Annotated in this window: 24 protein-coding genes; 7 read left to right on the forward strand and 17 right to left on the reverse strand. The window is 65.6% G+C overall.

The window, feature by feature from the left end; translation table 11 throughout:
* Window positions 1–5 precede the first annotated feature (5 nt).
* Window positions 6–1,169, forward strand: a complete 1,164-nt coding sequence (locus tag IFT67_RS09595) for an MBL fold metallo-hydrolase (protein ID WP_192238643.1) — start codon at window positions 6–8, stop codon at window positions 1,167–1,169.
* A 273-nt stretch (window positions 1,170–1,442) separates the two neighbouring features.
* Here the strand turns inward: IFT67_RS09595 and IFT67_RS09600 are convergent, their stop codons facing one another.
* Window positions 1,443–1,829, reverse strand: coding sequence for a VOC family protein (locus tag IFT67_RS09600; RefSeq protein WP_056489810.1), 387 nt, complete (start codon window positions 1,827–1,829; stop codon window positions 1,443–1,445).
* A 172-nt stretch (window positions 1,830–2,001) separates the two neighbouring features.
* Window positions 2,002–2,832 (reverse strand): ferredoxin--NADP reductase, encoded by an 831-nt coding sequence (locus IFT67_RS09605; RefSeq protein ID WP_107963158.1) that lies wholly within the window; start codon window positions 2,830–2,832, stop codon window positions 2,002–2,004.
* A gap of 166 nt (window positions 2,833–2,998) precedes the next feature.
* On the opposite strand from IFT67_RS09605, the gene uvrB reads away from it, so the two are divergent.
* Entirely contained in the window at window positions 2,999–5,197 is a 2,199-nt protein-coding gene (gene uvrB, locus IFT67_RS09610) for an excinuclease ABC subunit UvrB (RefSeq protein WP_192146832.1), read from the forward strand.
* Between the two features lie 51 nt (window positions 5,198–5,248).
* On the opposite strand, the gene IFT67_RS09615 is transcribed toward uvrB, so the two are convergent.
* Window positions 5,249–5,626, reverse strand: a complete 378-nt coding sequence (locus tag IFT67_RS09615) for a PRC-barrel domain-containing protein (protein ID WP_107963156.1) — start codon at window positions 5,624–5,626, stop codon at window positions 5,249–5,251.
* A gap of 112 nt (window positions 5,627–5,738) precedes the next feature.
* On the opposite strand from IFT67_RS09615, the gene IFT67_RS09620 reads away from it, so the two are divergent.
* Window positions 5,739–6,317, forward strand: coding sequence for a hypothetical protein (locus IFT67_RS09620; RefSeq protein ID WP_244647310.1), 579 nt, complete (start codon window positions 5,739–5,741; stop codon window positions 6,315–6,317).
* Window positions 6,318–7,001: 684 nt separating this feature from the next.
* On the opposite strand, the gene IFT67_RS09625 is transcribed toward IFT67_RS09620, so the two are convergent.
* From IFT67_RS09625 to IFT67_RS09640, 4 genes are all read right to left on the reverse strand, one after another.
* The gene (locus IFT67_RS09625) at window positions 7,002–7,487 is read right to left on the reverse strand and encodes a DUF2501 domain-containing protein (protein WP_192146834.1); all 486 of its coding nucleotides are present in this window, start codon (window positions 7,485–7,487) and stop codon (window positions 7,002–7,004) included.
* Between the two features lie 70 nt (window positions 7,488–7,557).
* Window positions 7,558–8,184 (reverse strand): hypothetical protein, encoded by a 627-nt coding sequence (locus tag IFT67_RS09630; protein ID WP_342450597.1) that lies wholly within the window; start codon window positions 8,182–8,184, stop codon window positions 7,558–7,560.
* Window positions 8,185–8,228: 44 nt separating this feature from the next.
* The gene (locus tag IFT67_RS09635; RefSeq protein ID WP_192146836.1) at window positions 8,229–9,746 is read right to left on the reverse strand and encodes a fumarate hydratase; all 1,518 of its coding nucleotides are present in this window, start codon (window positions 9,744–9,746) and stop codon (window positions 8,229–8,231) included.
* Between the two features lie 217 nt (window positions 9,747–9,963).
* Entirely contained in the window at window positions 9,964–10,758 is a 795-nt protein-coding gene (locus IFT67_RS09640; RefSeq protein ID WP_192146838.1) for a hypothetical protein, read from the reverse strand.
* A 217-nt stretch (window positions 10,759–10,975) separates the two neighbouring features.
* Here IFT67_RS09640 and IFT67_RS09645 point away from each other — a divergent pair, with 217 nt between their 5' ends.
* On the forward strand, window positions 10,976–11,677 hold the full coding sequence (locus tag IFT67_RS09645) for an NAD-dependent deacylase (RefSeq protein ID WP_192146840.1): 702 nt from the start codon (window positions 10,976–10,978) through the stop codon (window positions 11,675–11,677).
* Between the two features lie 87 nt (window positions 11,678–11,764).
* Here the strand turns inward: IFT67_RS09645 and IFT67_RS20985 are convergent, their stop codons facing one another.
* Window positions 11,765–11,932: a prolipoprotein diacylglyceryl transferase family protein gene (locus tag IFT67_RS20985; protein ID WP_446740812.1), complete on the reverse strand. Its 168-nt coding sequence runs from the start codon at window positions 11,930–11,932 to the stop codon at window positions 11,765–11,767.
* A gap of 2 nt (window positions 11,933–11,934) precedes the next feature.
* Window positions 11,935–12,276, reverse strand: a complete 342-nt coding sequence (locus IFT67_RS09655; protein WP_192146844.1) for a prolipoprotein diacylglyceryl transferase — start codon at window positions 12,274–12,276, stop codon at window positions 11,935–11,937.
* An 84-nt stretch (window positions 12,277–12,360) separates the two neighbouring features.
* Between IFT67_RS09655 and IFT67_RS09660 the strand changes: the two genes are divergently transcribed.
* Complete coding sequence (locus tag IFT67_RS09660; protein ID WP_192146846.1) at window positions 12,361–13,122, forward strand: 16S rRNA (uracil(1498)-N(3))-methyltransferase; 762 nt, start codon at window positions 12,361–12,363, stop codon at window positions 13,120–13,122.
* Between the two features lie 64 nt (window positions 13,123–13,186).
* Window positions 13,187–14,560: a glutamate--cysteine ligase gene (locus tag IFT67_RS09665; protein WP_192146848.1), complete on the forward strand. Its 1,374-nt coding sequence runs from the start codon at window positions 13,187–13,189 to the stop codon at window positions 14,558–14,560.
* Window positions 14,561–14,588: 28 nt separating this feature from the next.
* On the opposite strand, the gene IFT67_RS09670 is transcribed toward IFT67_RS09665, so the two are convergent.
* The 8 genes from IFT67_RS09670 to IFT67_RS09705 form a co-directional block, all read right to left on the reverse strand.
* A complete protein-coding gene (locus tag IFT67_RS09670) occupies window positions 14,589–15,875 on the reverse strand; it encodes a methyltransferase family protein (RefSeq protein ID WP_192146850.1) in 1,287 nt (428 codons plus the stop codon).
* A 101-nt stretch (window positions 15,876–15,976) separates the two neighbouring features.
* A complete protein-coding gene (locus IFT67_RS09675) occupies window positions 15,977–18,565 on the reverse strand; it encodes a PAS domain-containing protein (protein WP_244647311.1) in 2,589 nt (862 codons plus the stop codon).
* A 93-nt stretch (window positions 18,566–18,658) separates the two neighbouring features.
* Window positions 18,659–19,036, reverse strand: coding sequence for a hypothetical protein (locus IFT67_RS09680; protein WP_192146852.1), 378 nt, complete (start codon window positions 19,034–19,036; stop codon window positions 18,659–18,661).
* A gap of 111 nt (window positions 19,037–19,147) precedes the next feature.
* Window positions 19,148–19,801 (reverse strand): DUF4198 domain-containing protein, encoded by a 654-nt coding sequence (locus tag IFT67_RS09685; RefSeq protein ID WP_192146854.1) that lies wholly within the window; start codon window positions 19,799–19,801, stop codon window positions 19,148–19,150.
* Between the two features lie 3 nt (window positions 19,802–19,804).
* Complete coding sequence (locus IFT67_RS09690; protein ID WP_192146856.1) at window positions 19,805–20,113, reverse strand: DUF3325 domain-containing protein; 309 nt, start codon at window positions 20,111–20,113, stop codon at window positions 19,805–19,807.
* Complete coding sequence (locus IFT67_RS09695; RefSeq protein ID WP_192146857.1) at window positions 20,110–21,705, reverse strand: PepSY-associated TM helix domain-containing protein; 1,596 nt, start codon at window positions 21,703–21,705, stop codon at window positions 20,110–20,112. The genes IFT67_RS09690 and IFT67_RS09695 overlap by 4 nt, the downstream gene beginning before the upstream one ends.
* The gene (locus IFT67_RS09700; protein WP_192146859.1) at window positions 21,702–22,016 is read right to left on the reverse strand and encodes a hypothetical protein; all 315 of its coding nucleotides are present in this window, start codon (window positions 22,014–22,016) and stop codon (window positions 21,702–21,704) included. The genes IFT67_RS09695 and IFT67_RS09700 overlap by 4 nt, the downstream gene beginning before the upstream one ends.
* Complete coding sequence (locus IFT67_RS09705) at window positions 22,013–24,298, reverse strand: TonB-dependent siderophore receptor (protein WP_197983022.1); 2,286 nt, start codon at window positions 24,296–24,298, stop codon at window positions 22,013–22,015. The genes IFT67_RS09700 and IFT67_RS09705 overlap by 4 nt, the downstream gene beginning before the upstream one ends.
* A 519-nt stretch (window positions 24,299–24,817) precedes the next feature.
* On the opposite strand from IFT67_RS09705, the gene IFT67_RS09710 reads away from it, so the two are divergent.
* On the forward strand, window positions 24,818–25,102 hold the full coding sequence (locus IFT67_RS09710) for a hypothetical protein (protein WP_192146861.1): 285 nt from the start codon (window positions 24,818–24,820) through the stop codon (window positions 25,100–25,102).
* Window positions 25,103–25,180: the final 78 nt, after the last annotated feature.

The following is a 25,180-nucleotide window of genomic DNA, read 5'->3' on the forward strand; positions in this document are numbered from 1 at the left end:
GTCTCGTGTTGAAGATCGTCGGGGGCATCGTGCTGCTGGCGGTCGTGGTCGTCGCGCTGGCGGTGACGATCGTCCCACGCTTCCTCGACCGCATCTACTACCGCGGACCAGCGACCGGCCATTTCGATGGTGCGCACTTCGCCAACCCCGACAACGACGCCGACACGCAGCAGATCCAGCCCGCCGGCGGTGGTCGCGCGAGCTTCTTCTGGCGCTATTTCACCGGCAGCGATGGGCGGCCTGCGTGGCCGACATCGGTCGCAGTGAACCGCATCGCGCCGCCCGCGCGCGTCGAGGGCGAGCGGATGGTCGTGACGTGGGTCGGCCATGCCAGCGTGCTGATCCAGACGCAGGGGCTCAACATCCTCACCGATCCGGTCTGGGCGGAGAAGGCCGGGCCGCTCGGCACGGGCCCTAGTCGTGTCGCCGAGCCGGGGATCGCGTTCGATGCGTTGCCGAAGATCGACGTCGTTCTGGTCAGTCACAATCACTACGACCATCTCGACAAGGCGACGCTGAAGCGGCTCTGGCAGCGCGATCGGCCGCGGATCGTCACGAGCTTGGGCAACGACAGCGTGATCGGCCAGACCGGCGCGCAGGCGACCGCGCTCGACTGGGGCCAGCGGGTGGCGATCAGGCCTGGCATCGACGTCGTCGTGACGCGCAACCATCATTGGGGCAGCCGCTGGTTCACCGATCGCAACCGCGCTTTGTGGTCGAGCTTCGTCGTGACGCTGCCGGGCGGGAATGTGTTCTTTGCGGGCGATACCGGGATGGGCGACGGCCAGTGGCCGGTCGAAGCGGCGGCGCTCGGGCCGGTTCGGCTGGCGCTGATCCCGATCGGTGCGTTCCGGTTCGTCGACGGGCAGATGGAGTCGGGCAGCCATATCGGGCCGGTCGATGCGGTCGAGGTCTATCGCCGACTGGGCGCGGCGCACGCGATCCCGATTCACTGGGGGACGTTCCGGCTGTCGTTCGAGGGGTATGATACGCCGCCGAAACTGCTGGCGGCGGCGATGCGGTGCACGGGGCAGACTGAGTTCGCGCCCGTGACGATCGGGCGGCCGACGGAGGTTGCGGGGTATGTAAAGCCGGTGACGGTAACGCCGATGGCTCGGGCGGCCTTGTTGCAGTGTCTCGATACGCCGCAGGTTCGCGCACTCCGTTAATTCTTCCGTCACCCCGGAGTTGTTCGGCGCGTATCCCCTGCGACCAAGTAAGCCTGTTTCCCCGCGAAGGCGGGGACCCAGACTGGGCTCCCGCCTTCGCGGGAGAACAACGAGAGAGAAGCGTAACGCCGGCTCCACATCCAACCACCCCGGCAAAGGCCGGGGCCCAATTGGGGAAGGCTGCTAACGGTGGACAGCCCCTCGTTACTGCCACCTTTCCAATTGGGCCCCGGCCTTCGCCGGGGTGGTATTTTCCTCAATCGCGCCCGCACCTCACCCCATCTTGAACACGCAGAGCTTGTTACCGTCCGGATCGCGGAAATACGCGCCGTAGAAGCCCATTTCCTCGGGTCCGCGCGTGCCGGCAGCGCCTTCGTCCGCGCCGCCGAGTTCGATCGCCTTGGCGTAGACCTGGTCGACCTGCTCGCGCGAATCCGCTGCCAGCGCGACCATCGTGCCGTTGCCCGCGGTCGCGGCCGCGCCGTCATAGGGCTTGCCGATCACCAGCATCGGCTTGTCGGGGCCCGCGCCGTAGAAGGTCAACTGGCGGGCGTCGGGCATCTGCATAAGGCGCTTGCCGCCGACCGTCGCGAACAGCGCGTCGTAGAACGCGAGCGCCGAGTCGATGTCGTTGGTGCCGAGCGTCGCGTAACCGATCATGGGTCTCTCCTCTTATGAATAAGGAGCGATATCGGCGGGTTACGCGGGGGACGCAACTAGCTGTTCCCCCGCGAAGGCGAGGGTCCAGGCCCGAACCCTCCCGGCATTCAACGGTGATGTAATCCCTGGGCCCCCGCGTTCGCGGGGGAACAGCTAGCGTTGCGGCCGTGGATCAGCCGACGAAAGCGCGCTCAATCACGAACGTACCCGGCTTCGAATTCGCGCCCTCCTCGAAGCCATTCGCCTCGAGCATCACCGCGAATTCCTTGATCATCTCGGTCGAGCCACACAGCATCGCGCGGTCGGTCTCGGGGTTGAGCTTCTGCTCGCCGCGGACCGGGTGGCCGAACAGCGACGCATCCTCGATCAGCGCGCCGATCCGCCGCGTGGTGCGGAACGGCTCGCGCGTCACGGTCGGGATGTAATGAAACTGCGTCTGCGCCTCGTCGGCGATCAGCGGGTCCTCTGCCAGCAGCCCGACCATCTCGTCGTGATAGGCGAGATCGCTCACGCGCCGCACGCTGTGCACGACGATCACCTGCTCATACGCCGCATACACGTCGGGATCGCGCATCAGGCTGAGGAACGGCGCGAGGCCGGTACCGGTCGAGAACATGAACAACCGCTTCCCCGGCAGCAGCGCGTCGAGCACCAGCGTACCCGTCGGCTTTTTGCCGAGATACACTTCGTCGCCGGGCTGGATCAGCTGAAGCTTCGAGGTCAGCGGGCCGTCCTCGACCTTGATCGACAGGAACTCGAGCTCCTCCGAATAATGCGGGGACGCGATCGAATAGGCGCGCATGATCGGCTTGCCGCCTTCCTGGGGAAGACCGATCATCACGAACTCGCCCGAGCGGAAACGGAAAGTCGACGGGCGCTCGATCGCGAAGCTGAACAGATGTTCGTTCCAGTGACGCACCCACAGCACCTTGGCGTTGAGGAACGCGGGGGTCTCGGGGATCAGCGCGGGCGCGCGGGTTGCTTCGACGGTCGGGGCGGTCATGCGTCTATTCCTTGGCCTGCGCGCGGGCGCTGGCGGATCGATGGCTTGCGAAACGGTCGCATTATGGGCGCGAGCCGGACGGGTCAACAACAGCTAAACTTGGCATCGGCCAAACAGGTCCCGTGGCCGTTGCCGACTCAGGCCATGTTCCCCATATTCCCCCTCGATGGCCATTCAGATCCGCACCAGCCTCGCCGAGCCCGAAACCGGCGACACCTTCGTGCCGCACCGCCCGACCGCGCGTCCCGACAAGGTCGAGGGCGGCAAGCGATTCAACCTCGTCAGCGAATACGAACCGGCGGGCGACCAGCCTACCGCGATCGCCGAACTCGTCTCCGCGATCGGCGACGGCGAGAAGGACCAGGTGCTGCTTGGCGTCACCGGCTCGGGCAAGACCTTCACGATGGCCAGCGTCATCAACCGCGTCCAGCGCCCTGCCCTGATCCTCGCGCCGAACAAGATCCTGGCCGCGCAGCTGTATGGCGAGATGAAATCGTTCTTCCCCGACAACGCGGTCGAATATTTCGTCAGCTATTACGATTATTACCAGCCCGAGGCCTATGTCGCGCGCTCGGACACGTACATCGAGAAGGAATCCTCGACCAACGAGTCGATCGACCGAATGCGGCATTCCGCCACCCGCGCGCTGCTCGAACGCGACGACGTGATCATCGTCGCGTCGGTGTCGTGCCTGTACGGCATCGGCTCGGTCGAGACCTATTCGGCGATGATCTTCGACCTGAAAAAGGGCACGACGGTCGACCAGCGCGAGATCGTGCGAAAGCTCGTCGCGCTCCAGTACAAGCGCAACGACGCGGCGTTCCAGCGCGGCAATTTCCGCGTGAAGGGCGATACGCTTGAGATCTTCCCGTCGCATTACGAGGACAGCGCGTGGCGCATCTCGTTCTTTGGCGACGATATCGAGGAGATCATCGAGTTCGATCCGCTGACCGGCAAGAAGGTCGCGTCGCTGAACTCGGTGCGCGTCTACGCGAACTCGCATTACGTGACCCCCGGCCCGACGCTCAAGCAGGCGGGCGAGGCGATCAAGCACGAGCTGGCCGAGCGGCTGAAGGAACTGGTGCTGGAGGGCAAGCTGCTGGAGGCGCAGCGGCTGGAGCAGCGCACCAATTTCGACCTGGAGATGATCGCCGCGACTGGTAGCTGCGCAGGGATCGAGAATTACTCGCGCTTCCTCACCGGCCGCATGCCGGGTGAGCCGCCACCCACGCTGTTCGAATATCTCCCCGACAACGCGCTGCTGTTCGTCGACGAAAGCCACGTCACGATCGGCCAGATCAACGGCATGTCGCGCGGCGATCACCGTCGCAAACTGACGCTCGCGGAGTATGGCTTCCGCCTGCCGAGCGCGATCGACAATCGTCCGCTACGTTTCAACGAATGGGACGCGATGCGCCCGCCGACGACCTATGTCTCGGCGACCCCCGGCAGCTGGGAGATGGAGCAGACCGGCGGCGTGTTCGCCGAACAGGTCATTCGCCCGACCGGGCTGATCGATCCGCCCGTCGAGATCAAGCCGGTCGAGGAACAGGTCCAGGACCTGATCGTCGAGGTCGGCAAGACCACGGCGCTCGGCTACCGCACGCTGGTCACCACGCTGACCAAGCGCATGGCCGAGGATCTGACCGAGTACATGCACGAGGCGGGGATCAAGGTCCGCTACATGCACAGCGACGTCGAGACGCTGGAGCGCATCGAACTGATCCGCGACCTGCGGCTCGGTGTGTACGACGTGCTGATCGGCATCAACCTGCTGCGCGAGGGGCTCGACATCCCCGAATGTGGGCTGGTCGCGATCCTCGATGCGGACAAGGAGGGCTTCCTGCGCTCCGAAACGTCGCTGATCCAGACGATCGGTCGCGCGGCGCGCAACGTCGACGGCCGCGTGATCCTGTATGCCGACCGCGTCACCGGATCGATGGAGCGCGCGATGAACGAAACCTCGCGTCGGCGTGAGAAGCAGGTGTCGTACAACACCGAGCACGGTATCACCCCGACGACGATCCGCCGCAACATCGGCGACATCATCGCGCACGTCGCGAGCCAGGATCAGGTGACGATCCCGATCGACGAGGACCGGCCTCACATGGTCGGCCACAACCTCCGCGCGTATATCGAGGATCTCGAAAAGCAGATGCGCAAGGCGGCGAGCGATCTCGAGTTCGAGACCGCCGGGCGTCTTCGCGATGAAATCCGCCAGCTGGAAAACGAGGAGCTGGGCCTGCCGGTCGACCAGCAAAAGGCGCCGGTCATGGGACGTTCGAACGAGGGCAAGCCGGGCACGCGGAAAACGCGCTACGGCAAGAGCCAGAAGATGCGGATGGGGGGATCGCGGTCGCGGTGACCGCGAAAGTTACCGGTGCGGGCAATTTACCCGCACCGGTCGAAACGTAGCCTAGCCGACGACGAGATCTTCGCTGTTCGACCCGTAGTAGCTAGCGACGCGGTCGGCATAGGCTTGGTCGAAGACCGGTGCATTATTCGCCCAGCTCGGACCGCCTTCGAGGACGCGCTTGTCGATCGTGACGACGTAGAGGTCGCGGACCGCGTCGAACTGAAGCAGCGAGAAGGGCAACGGGTAGAAGCTCTTGCCCATGCCAAGGAAGCCGCCGAGGCTGAGCACCGCGTGCGTGACGCGGCCGGTGCCCTTGTGGACCATGAACGCGTGGACCGAGCCGACATTGTCGCCGTCGCGGCTCTCGACCTTCATCGTGCCGGAGATGTTCGACTGGACGAGCAGCTGAGTCGGCGTCTGGGCGGCGGTATCGGACATGGACGTTCTCCTGATTTCTTCCGTCGCTGAACCGGTATCACCGTGCGGCGGTTCCCGGCTAGCGCGCTTCGTCGTACTTGAGCGACCGCCGGGGGTGCCGCATAGCGATGCGATGCGCACTCCGTCCCCTTCCCTCGTCGGCTTGCGATCGCTTGCCAGCCCCCTCGTTCTGGCGCGACTTGCCGGCCTGGCCACGCTCGCGTCGATCGCCGGTTGCGTCGCGCCGCCCCGTACGGAGCCACCCGCTCCACGCCCGGTGGCCCCGCCCCCGGCGCCAGCGCCCCGCCCCGTTCCGATTGCCGCGGACTGGCGTGACTGGCCGTATTCGCCGGGGACGTGGGTGTATCGCCGTGACGCGCGCGGTTCGATCGCATTGTTCGGGCCGGCCAATGCCGATGCGTCGTTGACGCTGCGCTGCGACACGGCGGCGCGCCAGGTCTATCTGTCGCGCGCGGGCAGCACGCCGACGCCGCTGACGATCCGCACGTCGAGCGTGACGCGCGCGGTGTCGGTACAGCCGACCGGGGGCACGCCACCTTATGTCGCGGCCGCACTGATGCCGAACGATTCGTTGCTGGAGGCGATGGGGTTCAGTCGCGGGCGGTTCGTCGTCCAGCAGGCCGGCCTACCGCCGCTCGTCGTGCCCGCCTGGGCTGAGATCGAGCGCGTCACCGAGGATTGCCGCGGCTGATTTCGGTGAAGTGGCAGTCGCACAGGATTGCCCGAAAACTTCCGTAAAACAAGGCTTGTATCGTAGGCGCGGTCGGCACACATTGGCGTTGCGGTCAGGCTTGGCCGCGTTGTTTCAACAAGCGAAAGGAGGTGATCCGATGTCTCATGGTTCAGCAGTGAGTTCGGTTCGGTTCGTTCGGGGGACGCACCGCTAACGCCGCCGACATGCGTGGGGAGTATCCTCTCCCAGTCAACGCGTGTGTCACAGGATAAGCGGTACGCATGGTCCTCCGGGCTGGAGCTCTCCGGCCGCTGACCATGTCAGGAGGCTGTCGGTTCGTCGTGAGATGATCCGGCAGCCTCTTTTCGTTTGTGAGAACTACGGGGCGTGTTGGCATGCTGCGCTCGGGGCAAAACCATTGCCCGGCCCGCGCCGCCTAATGTGAGGCCAGTTCCAGACTCCACAGCGCTACGTACTTGATCGGTTAAGTTTTGCGGCATTGTATGGCCGAAACTATCCAGAGATTCCGGGACGTTTGGCACGCCGCCGTCCGTGACAGATCGAAGGGGCAGCGCACGTCCTTGTTCTCCCGCGAAGGCGGGAGCCCAGTCTGGATCCCCGCCTTCGCGGGGAAACATGCTGGTTCAGGTGCACAGGCGGCGCATTGCCCCGTAGAGGCGCCGGCCGCCCAAGACCGCCGCCCTACAGGAACGACTTCGCCCGGTTGAGGACGATGCTGCACATCCGCGTCTTCACCTGCCCGCCGAGATCGTCGAGCGAAAACGCTTGGCCGTTCGGCGCCTGCACCTCCCCGTCTTGCCCCGCGGCATAGCCCGGCGAAGTCTGCACGCCCTGACGTCCGGTCAGGCGCTGGAGGATCGACTGCGCGCCGGTGGCCGGGGCCTTCGCGCTGCCCGTTCGTGACGCTGCATTCCGCCCGCCAGTTAAGGCGCCAAGTGCACCGCCTTGCCCGAGCAGATTGTTCTTCAGGCAATAGCCGAGCAACCCGGCAGCATTGCCCGCGCCGATCGATCCGACGTTCGGCAACGCGCCACCTAGCAGACCGCCGAGTCCCCCGAGGCTGCCCAGGCCACCCTGAGTCGACGCCGATTGTGGCGCGGTGGTCTGGGCCGACGCCGTTGTCGCGAGGGCGAAGGCTGCGACGAGGGCGATTGCGGTCTTGGGCATGATAAGCGTGCTCCGATAAGGTCGTATTACCAACAGGACTGGCCAGAGTGCGTTCCGGGCTCGGCTTCGTTCAGCCGCCCGCGAAGAACGCGTCGACCGATCCGCGCTTGGCGCCCAACGCCGCCGCCACCCGTCGGCGAGCATCGTAATATACCAGCGCCGGCGCAGCCGGATCGGTCTGTCGAAGGCTGGCGGCCTCCGCGTCCGTCAGACTGCTCGCGCGCGCGACATGATCCGCATACCCCTCTTGCTGCCAAGTCGGAAGCATAGCACTGCGCACTTCGCCAAGATGGTTGGCGATCATGATGTGCGTCGTCTCGTGCGCGATCACGCCGGACAGCGTGCGAGTGCCGCCGATCGCACGACCGTTCGTCACGCGGTCGGCGGCGACGTCGCTGCGGTTGAACACGATCGCCGAACTGAACGGCCGGCGGAATGCAAAGGCGCCCGGGGACTGAATTGCCAGAAGGCGCCACCGCCAGCCACCGTCCGTCAGGAACAACGATCGATCGAGCGGACCGGTGTAGATCGGACTGGCGCGCAGCAATCCTTCCGCGCGCGCCAGTTCGCTCGCGATCCGCGGATCGATCGGGCGCTCGGCATAGATGGTGACGGTGCCGACGTGCTGTTTATACGGAAACGCTAGCAACTGCGGCGCGTAAACGACCGCGACGGCAAGCAGAAGGAGGATGGCCACGATCCGCCGGACGGGCGCCGGCCCCCTTCTGCTTGCTCGCATCGTCATGCCGGCGTGAGCAACCCTTCACGCGCAATCTTCTCGCGCCAGACCAAAGGCGCGAGCTGGTGGACGTTCTCGCCCGCGGAATCGACCGCGACGGTGACCGGGAAGTCTGCAACCTCGAACTCGTAGATGGCTTCCATTCCGAGATCGGCAAAGCCGACGACCTTCGAACCCTTGATCGCGCGGGCGACCAGATAGGCCGCCCCGCCGACCGCCATCAGATAGGCCGATTTGGCCTCGGCGATCGCCTTGGTCGCATCGGCGCCGCGCTCCGCCTTGCCGACCATCGCCAGCAGGCCCTGGTCGAGCATCATCCGCGTGAACTTGTCCATGCGCGTCGCCGTAGTGGGTCCCGCCGGGCCGACAACTTCCTCGCCGACCGGATCGACCGGGCCGACATAATAGATCACGCGCCCCCTGAAATCGACCGGCAGCGGCTCGCCCGCATCGAGCATGTCCTTGATCCGCTTGTGCGCCGCGTCGCGCCCGGTCAGCATCTTGCCGTTGAGCAGCAGGCGGTCGCCGTGCTTCCAGGTCTGCACGATTTCGGGCGTCAGCGTGTCGAGATCGACGCGGATCGCGGCCTTGTCGGGTGTCCAGTTCACATCCGGCCATTCCTCAAGCTTCGGTGCTTCGAGATACACCGGGCCCGAGCCGTCGAGCGTGAAATGCGCGTGGCGCGTGGCGGCGCAGTTGGGGATCATCGCCACCGGCTTCGACGCGGCGTGCGTCGGCCAGTCGAAGATCTTGACGTCGAGGATGGTCGACAGCCCGCCCAAGCCCTGCGCGCCGATACCGAGCGCATTGACCTTGTCGTAGATCTCGATCCGCAGCGCCTCGATGTCGTTTTTCGGCCCGCGCGCCTTCAGCTGCGCCATGTCGATCGAGCCCATCAGCGACTGCTTGGCGAGGATCATCGACTTCTCGGCGGTGCCACCGATGCCGATCCCGAGCATGCCGGGCGGGCACCAGCCCGCGCCCATCTGCGGGATCATCTCGAGCACCCAGTCGACGATCGAATCGCTCGGGTTCATCATCTTGAACTTCGACTTGTTCTCGCTGCCGCCGCCCTTCGCCGCGACGTCGATCGAGACGGTGTTGCCGGGCACCATCTCGACATGCATCACGCTCGGCGTGTTGTCCTTGGTGTTGCGGCGGGTAAAGGCGGGGTCGGCGAGGATAGACGCACGCAGCTTGTTCTCGGGGTTGAGATAGGCTTTCCGCACGCCCTCATCGACGACCTCCTGCAAGGAGCGGGTCGACTCGAGGCGGCAATCCTGGCCCCATTTGACGAAGATCGTGACGATCCCGGTGTCCTGACAGATCGGGCGATGGCCCTCCGCACACATCCGGCTGTTGGTGAGGATCTGCGCGATCGCATCCTTGGCGGCGGGGCTCTGCTCGGCCTCGTACGCGACACCCAGCGCGCGGATGTAATCCATCGGGTGGTAGTAGCTGATGAACTGGAGTGCGTCGGCGACGCTTTCGATCAGGTCGGCTTCGGTGATGACGGTCATGCAGCGCCTTTACGGATACAGGTTTGCAGACGTCTTAGCGGCGATCGCGTGATTTTTGAAGACGGGGTCGTTGCGGTGATCGGGGCGCAAACGGCCAAAGGTTACGATAAGGTCACACCAACGTGCCCTGGCGTATCCGGTGCCGCCAAATGGAAAAGGCCGGGATGGCCTCAGCGCCACCCCGGCCTTTCCTAGTTATATCAAACTGTTAGTTCGATTACATTGGTGGCGTCAGGCCGTCCTTGCCGACCGCGACCGACCTGGCGCCCGCGGAGCCCGGCGAGATGATCGCGAACAGCTTCTGGCCCTTGGCAAGGACCGTGCGCTGGGCCGGCTCGAACCGGACGATCGGCGTGCCGACGGGAACGACGACCTGTGCCTTGCCGCCCTTGTACGAGATGCTCAGCTTGGTCTCGCCGGGCTTGCCTGCGCCGCCGGTAACGGTGCCGTTGGTCATGCCGCTCTGCTGCGCGACCGTGCCGTTGGTCATCGCGCTCTGGCCATCGACAGTGCCGTTGGTCATCGCGCTCTGCCCGTCGACGGTGCCGTTGGTCATTGCGCTGGACCCGTTCGTGCCGCCGCCTGCAGCCGCGACCGCGCCGGGGACGTCCCAGGGATAATGACCCTCGCCGGTGCCGCGCATCGCCTCGGGGAAGATCACCAGTTCGACCGCGCGCAGCGCGTCGTCGGGACCGGTCGTCGCGGTGCCGATGAAGTCGCCGTCCTTGAGCGTCGACAGGTCGGACTTCACCACCCAGGCAAACTTGGTGTTGGCGTCGAGCGGCACGGTGGCCGACTTGCCGTCATAGGTCTGGACGGTGAGCGCGTCGGCGCCGATTGCGGTGATCACGCCGCGGACGCGGTTGACAGCCGGGGTCGCGCTCGCCGTTGCGCTGGTGTTGCCCATGGCGATGTTCGCAGTCGTGGTGTTCGAGTCCGTCGAAGTCGTCTGACCACAGCCGGCGAGGACCGCGACCACGCCGCTCAGCAGCATCAGCTTTTTCGTCAACATCGCAGTAAATCCTTCACAATATCAAAGCGTAGCGCCGAGACGGCACCGGCGATCGGTTCGCAGACGGCCATGATGATATGGTCGATGTATCTCAACGCCGGAAGGGACAATCGGTCGCATCGCATGGACAGGGCGTGCGGGCGACCGGAAGGCCATTTCGGCGGCGGGAGGCCGACTTCGGCTTTCCGCGCGGCGCTGCCCCGCCTAGAATGTGCTGATGCAGGATATAAGAAACATCGTCGTCCTGACGGGCGCGGGCATCTCGGCGGAGAGCGGGATCGCAACGTTCCGCGGGCCGGGCGGCTTGTGGGAAGGGCACCGTGTCGAAGACGTGTGCACCCCCGAGGCGCTCGCGGCGGATCCGGAACTGGTGCACCGGTTCTACGATCTGCGACGCGCGGCTCTGGCGACGGTCCAGCCTAACGCGGCGCACCATGCGCTGGCGCGGCTGGATGCGGCTTGGGAGGGCGAGCTGCTGATCGTCACGCAGAATGTCGACGATTTGCACGAGCGAGCGGGGGCGACGCGGATGCTGCATATGCATGGCGAGTTGTTGTCGGCCTTGTGTGCCGTGTGCGGCGCGCGTGAGCCTTGGACGAGGGCGTTGCCTGAGGGGTCGGTTTGCGGCGCGTGCGGGGCGGCGGCGTTGCGGCCGGACATCGTGTTCTTCGGCGAGATGCCGTACCAGATGGAGCGGATCGAGGCCGCGCTGGCGAAGGCCGATCTGTTCGTGTCGATCGGCACGTCGGGCGCGGTGTATCCGGCGGCGGGGTTCGTGCAGACCGCTGCGTATCATGGGGCGCGGACGCTGGAACTGAACCTCGATCCTTCGATGGGGAGCGTGTTCTTCGAGCAGACGCGGATCGGTGCGGCTGGGGTGCTGGTGCCGGCTTGGGTTGAGGAGGTGCTCGGCCGATAGTCAGGCAGGCGCGGGCGTGACGGACGATCGCGTATTGGACCGCCCCCAGAACCAGATACCCGCCACGATCATCGGTACGCTCAGCGTTTACCCCATCGTCAGTCCCCACCACAGGTGATCGAGTCCGGCGTCGGGCTGGCGGACGAATTCGAGCAGGAACCGCGCGGTGCCGTAGAGGATCAGTCCGGTGCCGAGCAGCCGTCCCGGACAAAACCGAGCGTCGGTGCGCCAGAACAGATATGCGAGCACGATCATGGTCACGCCGCCCTCGAGCGCGGCCTCGTATAGCTGGCTCGGATGGCGGGGATGCCGTCCTGCGTGCCGGAGAAGATGACCCCCCAGGGCAGCGAACTCGGCCGGCCCCACAACTCACCGTTCACGAAATTGGCGATCCGTACCAGCACGAGCCCAAACGTCGTCGCGCACGCTACATAATCGCAGACGCGAAGCAGCGAGAGGCGACGGCGCCAGGTGAACACGACCAAACTGACGATCACTCCGAGGAACCCGCCATACAGCGACATCCCGCCTTGCCAGAGTTTCAGTACGTCCATCGGATCGCGCCAGATTTCCGGCCGGTAGAACAGGCTGAAATCCAACGCGACCGGGGAAAGAGGAAACGGCTTAGCATCCGGGCGCCGCCGCCCCTCCCCGTCTGCGGGAGGATTTGCTAAGGGCCGTGCATGCCTGCAACCCCCGCCTGGCCGCCGCAATCCACGCCGCGCCTGTTCGTCGATTCGCCGCTCTCGGCTGGTCCCCTTCATGTCGATGGACCGGCGGCGCATTATCTCGTGGGCGTGATGCGAATGAAGATCGATGATCCGGTGAAGCTGTTCGACGATCGGACCGGGGAATGGCTCGGCATCGCGGCGAGCGTCGGCAAGCGCGATCTGGTGCTCGACGTTACCGAATTGCTGCGGCCGCGCGAGGACGTGCCCGATCTTTGGCTGTGCGCCGCGCCGCTCAAGAAGGGCCGCGTCGACTGGATGGCGGAGAAGGCGTGCGAGCTGGGCGTCGCGCGGCTGGTGCCGGTGGTCACGCGGCGGACGATCGTCGACAAGCCCAATACCGAACGCCTGCGCACGCAGATGATCGAGGCGGCCGAGCAATGCGGGCGCACCGCGCTGCCCGAGGTAGCCGAGCCGTTGAAGCTCGCCGCGTTGCTGCGCGACTGGCCCGTTGATCGCGCGCTGTTCTTTGCCGACGAGACCGGCGGCGTGCCGGCATTGGAAGCGATGCGGGGGCGACCCGGCCCGGCGGCGATCCTGATTGGGCCCGAGGGCGGCTTCGATGCGGACGAGCGGGAGGCGATCCGTGCGCATCCGAACGCGGTCGGCATCGGGCTGGGGCCGCGCATCCTGCGAGCCGAAACCGCGGCGGGGGCGGCGGTTGCCTTGTGGATGGCAGCGGCTGGCGATTGGGGCGCCGATCGGGCGGGTGTATGACATCGGTACCGATTGGTCCGAATCCCCTCTAGCACCCTCGTTCATCGACGCGTAAGGCGCGGCGATGACGACGATTCCCGCTCCGAAAAAGACCAGCCCGACGATCGAGTCGCGCGACCAGTTGATCGCCAGCTTCGCGGGCGGCGAAAAGCCGAAGGATGCGTGGCGGATCGGCACCGAGCACGAGAAGTTCGTCTATGCGAACGGCGATCACCACGCCCCGTCGTATGATGAGCCCAGTGGCATCCGCGCGTTGCTCGGCGAGTTGGAGCAATATGGCTGGAAGCCGGTCATGGAGGGCGGAAACGCGATCGCCATGTCGGGGCCCGACGGCAGCATCAGCCTGGAGCCCGCGGGCCAGTTCGAACTGTCGGGCGCGCCGCTCGATTCGCTGCACGAGACCTGCGCCGAGACCGGACGTCACCTGGAGCAGGTGAAGGCCGCGGGCGAGAAGCTCGGCATCGGCTTCCTCGGGCTCGGCATGTGGCCGGACAAGACGCGTGCCGAACTGCCGACGATGCCCAAGGGGCGCTATGCGATCATGCTGCGGCACATGCCGCGCGTCGGTAGCATGGGTCTCGACATGATGCTGCGGACCTGCACGATCCAGGTGAACCTGGATTACGCGTCCGAGGCGGACATGGTGAAGAAATTCCGCGTCGGGCTCGCGCTCCAGCCGCTCGCGACCGCGCTGTTCGCGAACTCGCCGTTTACCGAGGGTAAGCCGAACGGCATGCTGTCGTATCGAAGCCATATCTGGTCGGACACCGATCCGCACCGCACCGGCATGCTGCCGTTCGTGTTCGAGGATGGCTTCGGCTACGAGCGCTACGCCGAGTACGCGCTCGATGTGCCGATGTACTTCGTCTACCGCGAGGGCAAGTATATCGATGCCGCCGGGCTGTCGTTCCGCGACTTCCTGAAGGGCGAATTGTCGGTGCTGCCGGGCGAGAAGCCGACGCTCGACGACTGGACCGATCATCTGTCGACCGCGTTCCCCGAGGTGCGGTTGAAGACGTTCCTCGAGATGCGCGGCGCCGATGGCGGGCCGTGGAACCGGATCTGCGCGCTGCCGGCGCTGTGGGTCGGGCTGCTCTACGATCAGGGTGCGCTCGATGCGGCGTGGGACCTGGTCAAGGACTGGACGATCGACGAGCGTCAGGCTCTGCGTGACGCGGTGCCGAAGCTGGGGCTGAACGCGCCGATCGCCGGTGGCGGAAAGCTGCGCGATATCGCCGGCGAGGTTCTCGACCTAGCGGGTGCGGGGCTGTCGGCACGCGCGCGGTTCAACCGGGCTGGCGATAACGAGACAGGCTTCCTCGATCCGCTGCGCGAGATCGTGCGGAGCGGCAAGGTGCCGGCGGAAGTGTTGCTCGAGCGATATAACGGCGTCTGGAACGGCGATGTCTCGAAGGTCTACGACGAGGCCAGCTTCTGACTGCTCCCCTCCCACTTGCGGGAGGGAATCAGCCGCGCAGCTTCGCGAACAGCCGTGGCACTACGCCGTTACGCGACATCCAGTCGAAATAGGCGCGATAATCGGGGTCGAGCTTCAGATGGCGCTCCTCGGTCTTCGCGCGCCAGTAATACACGCCGCTGACCGCCGCCAACAACAGCGTCGCGCGCGCCGCATCGACCATGCTGCCGACCGTCAGGATCGGGATCGTCGAGATCCACCAGAACAGGTTCTTCGACAGATACGCCGGATGCCGCGACACCGCGTAGGGCCCGTGCGTCAGGATGCCGCGGTTGGTCAGGTTCGAGAAGCGGAAGCCGAACGCCATCGTCGCCCACGCATAGATCGCGGTCAGCGCCACCAGCACCGTCCCGATCAGCGCCAGCAGCACCGGATGCCACTGGAACCAATACGCCCAGTCCGACGTGCCCGGATGGTAATCGAGCGGACCGCCGGTGTTCATCAGGATGAACGGAGGATAGCACATCAGCGCAGGCATCCACGCCGCCGCGTAGGGATTGGCGCTGCGGATGTGCGAATCGAGCGGGCGGAAGGTCAGCAGATAGCCGATCGTCGCGAACGCCACGTCGATCAGGAACATCAGCGTCACCAGCCAGTTCGACAGCGACACCGGATCGTGCAGCACCGCGCGCAGATCGCCACGGACGAAATCGCCGAATCCCGGCGGCACGATCGCGAGCATGAAGGCGAGGAAGAACGTCTTCACCCCCCATGCGCGCAAATGGCCATAGATCGCCTCGCGTTCGACGCCTGCCTGCCCGGTCAACCACGCGCCGAGATGCCAGGCGCCGTCGCGCGGCGCGACGAGATACCGGTCGATCCACAGCACGTAGGGGATCGAGGCGACGAACAGGATCGGCGCGGCGTTGGTGAAGCACCACATCGCAAACGCGAAATTGCCCTGCCAGTAAAACCGCCCGGCGCCGTAAATGACCGCGATCCCCGCCCAGGTCGCCCACAACCCGGCGAGCTTGGTCAGGCTGGTGTCGAGCGTCTCGCGCCACGGCTTGCCCGTCGACCAGTCGATCCCGGTGCTCGGGCTCCGGTGGACCTTGTCGACCAGCAGCGACCAGGCCACCATCGGCAGTCCGCACGCGACCACGTTGATAAGCGCGGAATACGGCCCGTCCATCCCGTACCAGCGCGCGATCCCGAGCCACGCCAGCACGCCGACCAGCCCTGAAAGGCCTGCACCGTGGCTGACCGCCGACCGAGGACGTGGATCAGCCTCGGGGTCGGTCTCGGCCATATCGGAAAGCGCGGCGTCCTGAAGCATGGGATACTCAGTAGCGCGGATTGGTAAGCAAGCCATGAAGCATGATGCGCCGCCTGCCTGCCTGCCCGCTCAGCCTGCCCGCCCCGCCTGCCCGCTCAGCCTCAGCCCGTCGCCTTGCGCAGCACGCGCGACAATTGCTCGACCGAATACGGCTTGTGCAGCAGGTCGAAGCCGTGCGTCCCGTTCTGCGCGAGCACGTTGCTATACCCCGATGTCAGTACCACCGGCAGGCGGGGATACCGCTCGCGGATCGCTTCGGCGAGTTCGATGCCGTTCATCCCCGGCATCACGACGTCCGAAAACACGATGTCGAAACGCGATGCATCCCGCTCGAGTTCGACCAGCGCCTCCTGAGCGTCGGCGGCCCAGACCGTCACATAGCCGAGTTCGGCGAGCGACTGGGTGGTGAACGTGCCCACTTCGCGATTGTCCTCGACGACGAGGACGCAAGTACCATGGCCGTCTGCCAGATCCTCCACAGCGTCGTCCGCTTCGGTGGACTCCCCCTGATCGACTGCGGGGAGATACAGCGTGAAGGTGGTGCCGACGCCGACCTGGCTTTCGACCGTGATGTCGCCCTCGGATTGCTTGGCGAACCCGAACACCTGGCTGAGCCCGAGCCCGGTCCCCTGCCCCACGCCCTTGGTGGTGAAGAACGGTTCGAAGATGCGTTCGAGCTTGTCGGGTTCGATGCCCGATCCCGTGTCGGTCATCGATATCGCGACGAACCGTCCACGGACCATCGGATGCGAACGGACCGCCGGAATGAACGCGGCGTGCCGCACGGCGACGTCGATCCGCCCCGCCCCGTCCATCGCATCGCGCGCGTTGACCGCCATGTTCACCAGCGCGGTATCGAGCTGGCTCGGATCGACGTTGGTGAAACACGCGTCGTCCGGCACGTCGATGCCGATCACGATGCGCGATCCGGTCAGCGTGCCCAGCATGTCCGAGATCACGCGCAGGCTCTGGCCGACATCGATGATCTCGGGCTTGAGCGCCTGCCGGCGTGCGAAGGCGAGCAACTGGCCGGTCAGTTTCGCCGCGCGATCGGCGGTGTCCGAAATCGCCTCGATATAGCGCGCGCGCCGATCGTCGCTGAGATCCGGGCGCTTGAGCAGATCGGTCGCCGACCGGATGACGGTCAGCAGATTGTTGAAATCATGCGCGACGCCGCCGGTGAGCTGGCCCACCGCCTCCATCTTCTGCGACTGGCGCAGCGCGTCTTCGGCGTTCTGTAGCTCGCTGGTCCGCGCCGTCACCTGCTGTTCGAGCGATGCGGCGAGTGCCGCGAGCTCCTGTTCCGCGCGTCGCCGTTCGGTCGCGATCCGCGTGCGCTCGGCAACGTCGCGAATGAACGCGAGCTCATCCTCGCGCCAGTGACGCTGCGCTTCGTGATTGATGTACAGCAAGGCAACGAGATCACCGTTCTCGGTCAACGGCATGTTGATGACGGCGCGGGCGCTGATCGCCTCGAGCGCGGCGGCGTTCGCCATCGTACGGGGGTCGATCCGCGCATCGTCGAACACCACGTCGCGGCCCTGGGCGAGGTCTTCGATGTACGAGCCGTAATCGCGGAAATTGAGCACGCCCGCGAGCGACGTGATTCCGGGCGCATTCCAGTCTCGCGCGATCGTGATGGTTTCGGCCTGCGTATCGACCTGGCCATAGCCCGCGCGGCTGACGCCCAGCGTATTGCCGATGATCCGCGCCGCCGCGAACGAGATATCGTCCGGCTCGTCGGTATCGCGGAACACGTCGGACAGTTCGACGAGCGCGGCGCGCATCATGTCGTCACGCCGCTGGTCGGTTATGTCGGTCGAGACGCCAGCGATGCGCAGTGCCTCGTGTTGCGCATTGTAGAAGGGCTGCCCGCGCGAGCCGATCCATCGCATCTCGCCGTCCGGCCGGATGATGCGGTAGACGACGCCGTAGTCAGTCCCCTCCGCGATGCAGCGTTCCACCTCGGCGACGCTTTTCTGCCGGTCATCCGGGTGGATCGCTTCCAGCCGGTCTTCATAGGTGAAAGGTTCGTGCACGGGGCGGCCGAAGATCTCCTTGCAGGTTTCCGACGCGGTCAGGCGGTTGGTAGGGATTTCCAGGCTCCAAGTGCCGAACCGTGCCGCCTTCAGCGTGAAGGCCAGTTCGCGCTCATGCTCCTCCTGCATCCGCAGCCGGTCGGTGAGTTCCGCCATCAGCGAGGCGTTGCTGACCTCCAGGCCGTGCAGCCGCTCCCGCTCGATCGTCACGTCGACCTGGCTGGCAAAGAAATAGGCCAGCACGCCCTCGGTGTCGTAGACCGGCGCCAGCAGCAGACGGTTCCAGAACAGTTCACCGTCCTTGCGGTGATTCTGGATGTCGATCTCCAAAGGCTCGACCCGCCTCACCGCGTCGCGGATGCGCTGGATGGTCGCTTCGTCGGTTTCCGGCCCTTGCAGGAAGCGGCAGTTACGCCCGAGTATCTCGTCGCGCTCATACCCGCTCAGGCGACAGAACGCGTTGTTCACGAACACGACCGGATTGTCGGGCAGCCGCGGATTGGTGATGATCATCGGCATGCGCGTAGCCCGCACCGCGGCGACGAACGGATCGGTTCCGACGTCCTGGCCGATCAGTTCCGCCGCGATCCGCTCGGCATCGGCCGTCATCTTCGGTACGACAGGGGCAACGCGGTCGGTGATGTCAGTCAAGGCCGGCTTCCCATGGATTGGCGCTAAGTCCCTGACATTTAGGTCGCGCTTCGGTTCACCGCAACGTAGCGCGCCGTCTCCGGATGCGCATTATCACTGGTAATGCGTGGTGTTTTCGAAGCCGTCGTTGGTCTTGGCCATCTTGAGCAGCTTCTTGGCATAGGACCGCACGTGCCGGTCGAACCGCGTGTCGTTATATACGCCGCGCCAGATATACTCGTCGCGGTCGAGGAACAGCAGCAGCGTGTCCGAGAACGACGCCTGGAGATCGGCGATCTTTCCGGCCTTCATCATCGCGCATACCATCTCCTCGGCGCTTGCCTTGTCGCAATCGTCCTGAAGTTCCCGGCCACCGCGCTCCGCCACGACCTGATCGCCCCGCGCGGCGACCACCCGGCTTTCCAGCCATGTGCGGACGACCGCGCCGTCCCACGGCTTCGCCGGTGTTCCCTTCGATGATCTGACGGCCACGCCTCGACTCCGTTCACGCTCGATCGGCAAAATTCGCTTGCCGCATTCCGATCGCGGCTTCGGTGACGCCGGATCGGCCGTCAATCGCCAATCGATCCTGCACCCGGAGCCCTACCGTACGACGTACGACGTCGTCGTGATCCGGTACACGGCCTGCGCGACGCCGCCGGGCAGCGAAATCGGGCCGTCCTCCTTCTTGCTGGCGACCAGGAGATAGCGTCCCGGCTTGGCGACGCCCGACTTGCCCGTCTCGTCAGTCTTGCCCGTTTCTATGGTGCCGGCTTTATCGGTCGTCAGGTCGGTCTTCGAACGATCGGGCGCGTACAGCGCGACGGTGGCGCCGGGCACCGGCTTGCCGTCGCGCGTCAGTACGAAGCGCGACCCGTTCGCGGTGACCGGCGCGAGCTCGAACGGCAGCCTGGCCTTCGCCTCGGCACGACCGGCGCGCGCGTAATAGACCACGCCCTCCTTCTTCCCGTCCGGCCCCCAGGGTGCGAACACCGTATCGTCCCACGCGCGGACGTCGCCGGCCGGCAGGTTCGTCTCGAGGAACCCGGTACGCCGCGTCAGGACCGCGCCTGGCTGCGCGAGTATCCGCGGCGCCTTCAGCTTGGCGAACTCGGGATCGCCGTCGGGCGGCATCGGTTCGCCCGGCTCGCCCAGATAGATCCGCGCAGGGCCGGTGCCGTCGCGTTCGATCCAGATTTCGTGAGCCTGCGCGGTTGCGGGAAGGCAGAGGATGAGCGCCGCGAACAGGGTACGCATAGGCTAGAGTCCTTTGACGGAGGATCGCGAGGGCCGCGGGTCGGCACGGGCGGGGATGAAATTGAGCGTGAGGAAGGCGATCCCGGCGCCGGCCATGATCGCGCCCACGCAAAGTATCGGCCCGAAGATCCAGCCTCGAGCTAGGATCGCGGGCACGATGCTCGCGACGAGCGCCAACCAGCCGCCGGTCCGCAGCATTCGGCGGCGCCGCGCGTCCGGACACGCGCCGAACCGGCGGCGATGATGCGCATCGGTGGCGAGGCCAAGCAGGACGAACGCGGCGGTGGCGAACATAAGCGACAGGACGCTCATTCGGCGGGCTCCAGAACCTTGGCGGTGGTAGCGGCCTTGACCTTGCGAGCGCGTTTCGCAGTCGGGCGATAGCGCGCGACGCGGCGGGCGAGCAGGAGGAACGCGATCCCGAACACGGCGATCGTCGCGTCGATGCCCGCGATCATCAGGTCGCCGATCGCCAGCGATGCAAACAGCCCGCGATCGGTCGCGACGACGTCGTACACCGGCAACGCGACGAGCAGCGCGCCGGTCGTCGCGAACAGCGCCGGCCACACGCGCGCCGGCCTGACGATGAACGCCGTTACCGCGGCGATAGCCCAGGCGATGAACATCACGTGGATCTCCCAATCCGCGCGCGCGCCGAGTGTTACCGGCACCAGGCGGTTGGCCCAGAAGAAGCACGCGATCGCGAGCGGGAAGCCGCCGATCACCGCAACGTTGAGCCGCTCGACGAGGCGGAACCCGAAATGCGGCCGGGTCGGGTCGGGCAGGCGCTCGCGACGTTTGACGGTCCACAGCACGAGGCCGCTGGCGACCATCAGCGTGCCGGCAATTCCGCACAGGAAATACAGCCAGCGCCCGCCGGTGCCTGCGAACCGTCCGGCGTGGAGCCCGACCATCGCGCCCGCGGTCTCGGCGGCGGCGCCGGGTGGCGGCGAACGCCAGACGAGGCGCCCGGTCACGCCGTCATAGGTCAGCCGCGGCGTCCGCGACGACAGCATCGAATTGGCGCTCTGGCTGATCGTGATCCGTGCGGCGGCGTCGCCGGGATCGCTGACCTCGATGAAACTGGCGGGCGCACCGAGCCGGCGTTCGGCGTCGGTGGCGATCCGTCGCAGATCGATCAAAGGCGCGGGACGGCCGGTCCGCTCGACCACATTGGCGGTCGGGAACAGCGCGGCGAACACGGTATTCTGATCGGTATAATTGGCGACGACCGCCCACGGCATCAGCAGCGTCATCAACGTGACCAGCCCGGTATAGGTGATCATAAGGTGGAACGGCAGCGCCAGCACCGCGGTCGCGTTATGCCCGTCGAGCCAGGAGCGCTGGCCCTTGGCTCGGCGCAACGTGAAGAAATCCTTGAAGATCTTCTTGTGCGTGACGATCCCGCTGACGATCGCGACCAACATCATCATGGTCGCGAACCCGACCAGCCACCGTGCCCAGATCACCGGCATGTAATGGAGATCGAAGTGGAACCGGTAGAAGAACTCCCCGCCCCGCGTCTCACGCGCCTGCGCGACCTGTCCGTCGGCGCCGATCAGCGCCTGCGTGTCGCCGCGCCCTCGCCGGCCCCGCCTGCCGCGCTCTTCGCCGGGCTTGGGTTGCGGCACCCAGAAGACCTGCGCGCCGGGCGATCGTTCGGTCGCCACCGGGATGATCCAGCTCTTGGCGTCGGGCGCCTTGCCGGTGAGGAATGCCTGCGACCCGGCCAGCACGCGCATCGGCTGTTCGACGCGCGCGATCTCGGGCCGCATCCAGCGGTTGAGACCCTCGCGCCAGAACGCGATCGTGCCCGCGACGAACACGAGGAACAGGATCCAGCCGAGCAGCAGCCCGGACCACGTATGCAGGAACGCCTGCGACTGTCGAAAGCCCTTGCTCATAACCGCCCCGTCGCGTCGATCGAGACCCATGCGATCGACGCGGCGATCCCGGCGGCGATGGCCAGCGTCCAGATCGCCCGCCAGCCGCTACGCGCGGCGAATGCCCACATCGCCGCGAGCGCGCACAAGGCGAGCGCGATCAGCGACGCGGTGACGCTCGCCTCGGCACGATCACCGGGCAACAACCGCGCGATCGCCATCGCCCAGAGGCTCGCGGTCGCATAGCCGAGTGGCACCGCGGCGACGACGCGCAGCGCGATGTCGCCACGTCGCGCCCAGCGCGCTCGGGCATGCGCGTCGCCCGCCGTCATTCGAATGTGTACCGAAGCGTCGCGAACGCGGTGCGCGGGCTGCCATAGTAATTGCCGCGACCGGTAGCGGCGATGCGCGCGTAATAGCTCTTGTCGAGTACGTTCGCGACGTTGACCGAGACACCCACCCGCTCGTTGAACTTGTAGCCGGCGCGCAGGTCGAGCACCGCATAGCTCGGCTGGCGGACGATGGTGGACCGGGTGCGCAGCGTGCCGTCGGCGTTGAATACCGCCGCGTTGCCGCCGAAGGTCGAGCTGAACCACGTCACGCTACCGCCGAGGCTCGCGCCGGCCAGCGGCCCGTCGACCGGCGCGTAGTTGGTGAACGCCTTGATCATGTGCTTCGGCACGATCGGCACCAGTGGCAGCCCCTCGAACGCGGTGGTCTGGTCCTCCAGATACTTGGTCTTGGTGTAGGTGTAGCCGCCATTGATCCGCCAGCCGGGCAGGATCTCGCCGGTCGCCTCGGCCTCGATACCGCGCGAACGGACCTTGCCGGTCTGCAGCACGACGGTCTGGATGTCGGGATCGTTGAACAACCGGTTGGTCTGCGTGATCTGATACGCCGCCGCCGACAGCAGCAGGCGATCGTTCATCAGCGAGAGCTTCGTCCCCGCCTCATATTGCGCACCGACCAGCGGCTCGATCTGCTGCCCGTCGGGGCGTGCCCGGCCGACCGGTGCCGCCTGCGGCGTGAAGCTGTCGGCATAGCTCGCATAGAGATTGAGCTGCGACGTCACGTCCCAGACGATCCCGGCATAGGGCGTGAAGCGGTTGTCGATCCCGTAGCGCGTCGACGGCGGCAGAACCCTGGTCGGCGTCAGGAGCGTGGTCGTCGTGGTATCCCACCACGTCACGCGGCCGCCACCGATCAGCGTCAGGCCGGCAAGCGGGCTCAGCCGCATCTGCCCGTAGATGCCGTATTGCTCGACGTCGGTCGAGGAACCGCCATAGACCTGCAGTGCGCAATTGGCGGGCGCGGGCGTGATCGCGGTGGTGGAACTGGGACAGGTCGCCCCCGTCCCCTGCACCGGATAATAGGGCGACGCGCCATACGGGTTCAGCGGCGGCTCGAACGGCGACACCGGATTATACACGTCGATCCGCGCATAATTGGACAGCCGGGTGAAATACGACGTACCCGAACTCGCTTGGTAGTCGGTGCCGAGGATCAGCGTCTGGTCGCGTCCGAACAGCGGGAAGCTGCCGATGCCGTTGAAGTCGAACGAGCGGGTCTGCTGCTTGCTGTCGCCGCGATAGGCGATGTGGCTGGTCGAGCCGTTGGTCGCGGTGACCGGCTGGTTGCCGATATAGCTGTAGATGTCGACGCGATCGACGTCGGTGAACAGCCCGGTCGCGCGCAACGTCCAGCGGTCGCTGATCTTGTGCGCAAGTTCGGCGAACCCGGTCCAGGTCTCGGCGTTGAACCGGTTCCAGTCGGCGCCGAGATAGGTCGACCGCTTCACGTCCAGCAACTTGCCGTCGCTGCCGTCCGCGCCGCCGATGATGCCGGGCAGCCCCGACTGCACCGCCGGACGGAAGCGGTCGTAGTAGCCGCCGACCGTCAGCGTGGTGCGCTCGCCGATCTCAAGCGAACCGACCGCGAACCCGCCGATGCGATTGCGGTGCGCGGTGGCGAAGAACTGGTCCTGGTCCTGCGCCATCGCACCGACGCGCAAGCCCGCCTTCGATCCGATCGGCGTCGAGACGTCGAGTTCGAACCGTAGATTGTCGTAGCTGCCGGCACCGGCGCTCGCCTGCATCTTGAACGCGTCAAGTGGCCGCTTGCGCACCATGTTGATGCTGCCCGCCGGATTGCCCGATCCGCTGAACAGACCTGCCGGGCCGCGCAGTACCTCCAGCCGGTCGTAGAAGAACAGGTCCGGCACGGCGGACGGGAAGTTGAACGCAAAGCTCGGGACGCCGTCGATCAGGTAATTGGTGATCGCGAACCCGCGCGAGAAGAACGACGGGTCCTCGCTGCCGACGCCGTTGACGGTGATGCCGTTGGTCGCGGTCAGCGCGTCCTCCAGCGTGAACAAATTCTGCGCCTCGATCTGCTCGCGATCGATCACGGTGATGGTGTTCGGGGTGTCCTTCAGCGGCGTCACGGTCTTGCCGACCGCGCGACCATAGCTCTTGCCGATGACCATGATCTCGTCGGACTTCTGCGCGTCGTCCGATCCGCTGGCGGCTTCCGCGGTCTTCGGCTCTTCCGCCGATGCCGGCAAAGGTGCCCCAACCAGTGCTGCACTCGCCAACAATATACTCGACAAACTCATACTGAACCCCCGTTGACGGGAGCCCTCTAGAAGAGTCGCTTTTGCGAGTCACTATCAATCTAACGTTTTTGTCATCTTTGGGTGGTGCCTTGCCGATGTTGCGGAGACCGAAGGCACCTCGTTTCGCAGGCATCAACAGAAGATGAAACGATCGGATCGATCAGGATGCGTGGAGGCAAACGGGCTGGGCTTATCCAGCCGTTGACCAATGCGGCCCGCCATCACGTTCGTTCAAAGACGAGCGTTAGACGGGAACGGCCAACTCGTGTTCCGCTACACTATGCAGAGACTCGGTTGTGAACAGATCGACGGTCGTTGACATTACACCGCGGGTCCACGATGTAACTCTCATGTACGCTCCTGCGACACATAAACGTTTCCACGACCACGCCGGTCAACTCGCCGCACGCGGTTAGCCCGAGCTCGCGGCCAGACGCCGCTGGAGTTCGGGCTTTATTCGATCTGACCTTTGGGACGCTCTCGAAGCGCCCATGATCTCGAGTAAGTGGAAACCGTACAGTGGCAGACGACATTCAAAATTCGGACGAGCACGCATCTTCCGGTAAGGATCGTCAGGATCCGAGCGATCCGTCGCGACCTTTTCTGAGAATGCGGCCGAAGCATTTCTTTTCCAACGACTTCCGGATGGAGGTCGTTCAGGACTATTCCAAATCCGACGTGGAAGATCTGAGGGAAAGCCCGCCAAACTGGTTGGGTCGATTGATGGAACTCAACCTTCTGTTCATTATCCTGCTGATCGGCGTGCCGGTGCTCGTATACTGCATCCTGGCATCGGCGACCTAGCTGCCGATGCAGCGGACCCGAATGCATCGGAATGCGGGCCCGGCGCAGTCCTCAGATCGGGCGACATTCCTGAGCACG

It is taken from the genome of Sphingomonas sp. CFBP 13728 (assembly GCF_014841895.1).
Classification (GTDB): Bacteria; Pseudomonadota; Alphaproteobacteria; order Sphingomonadales; family Sphingomonadaceae; genus Sphingomonas.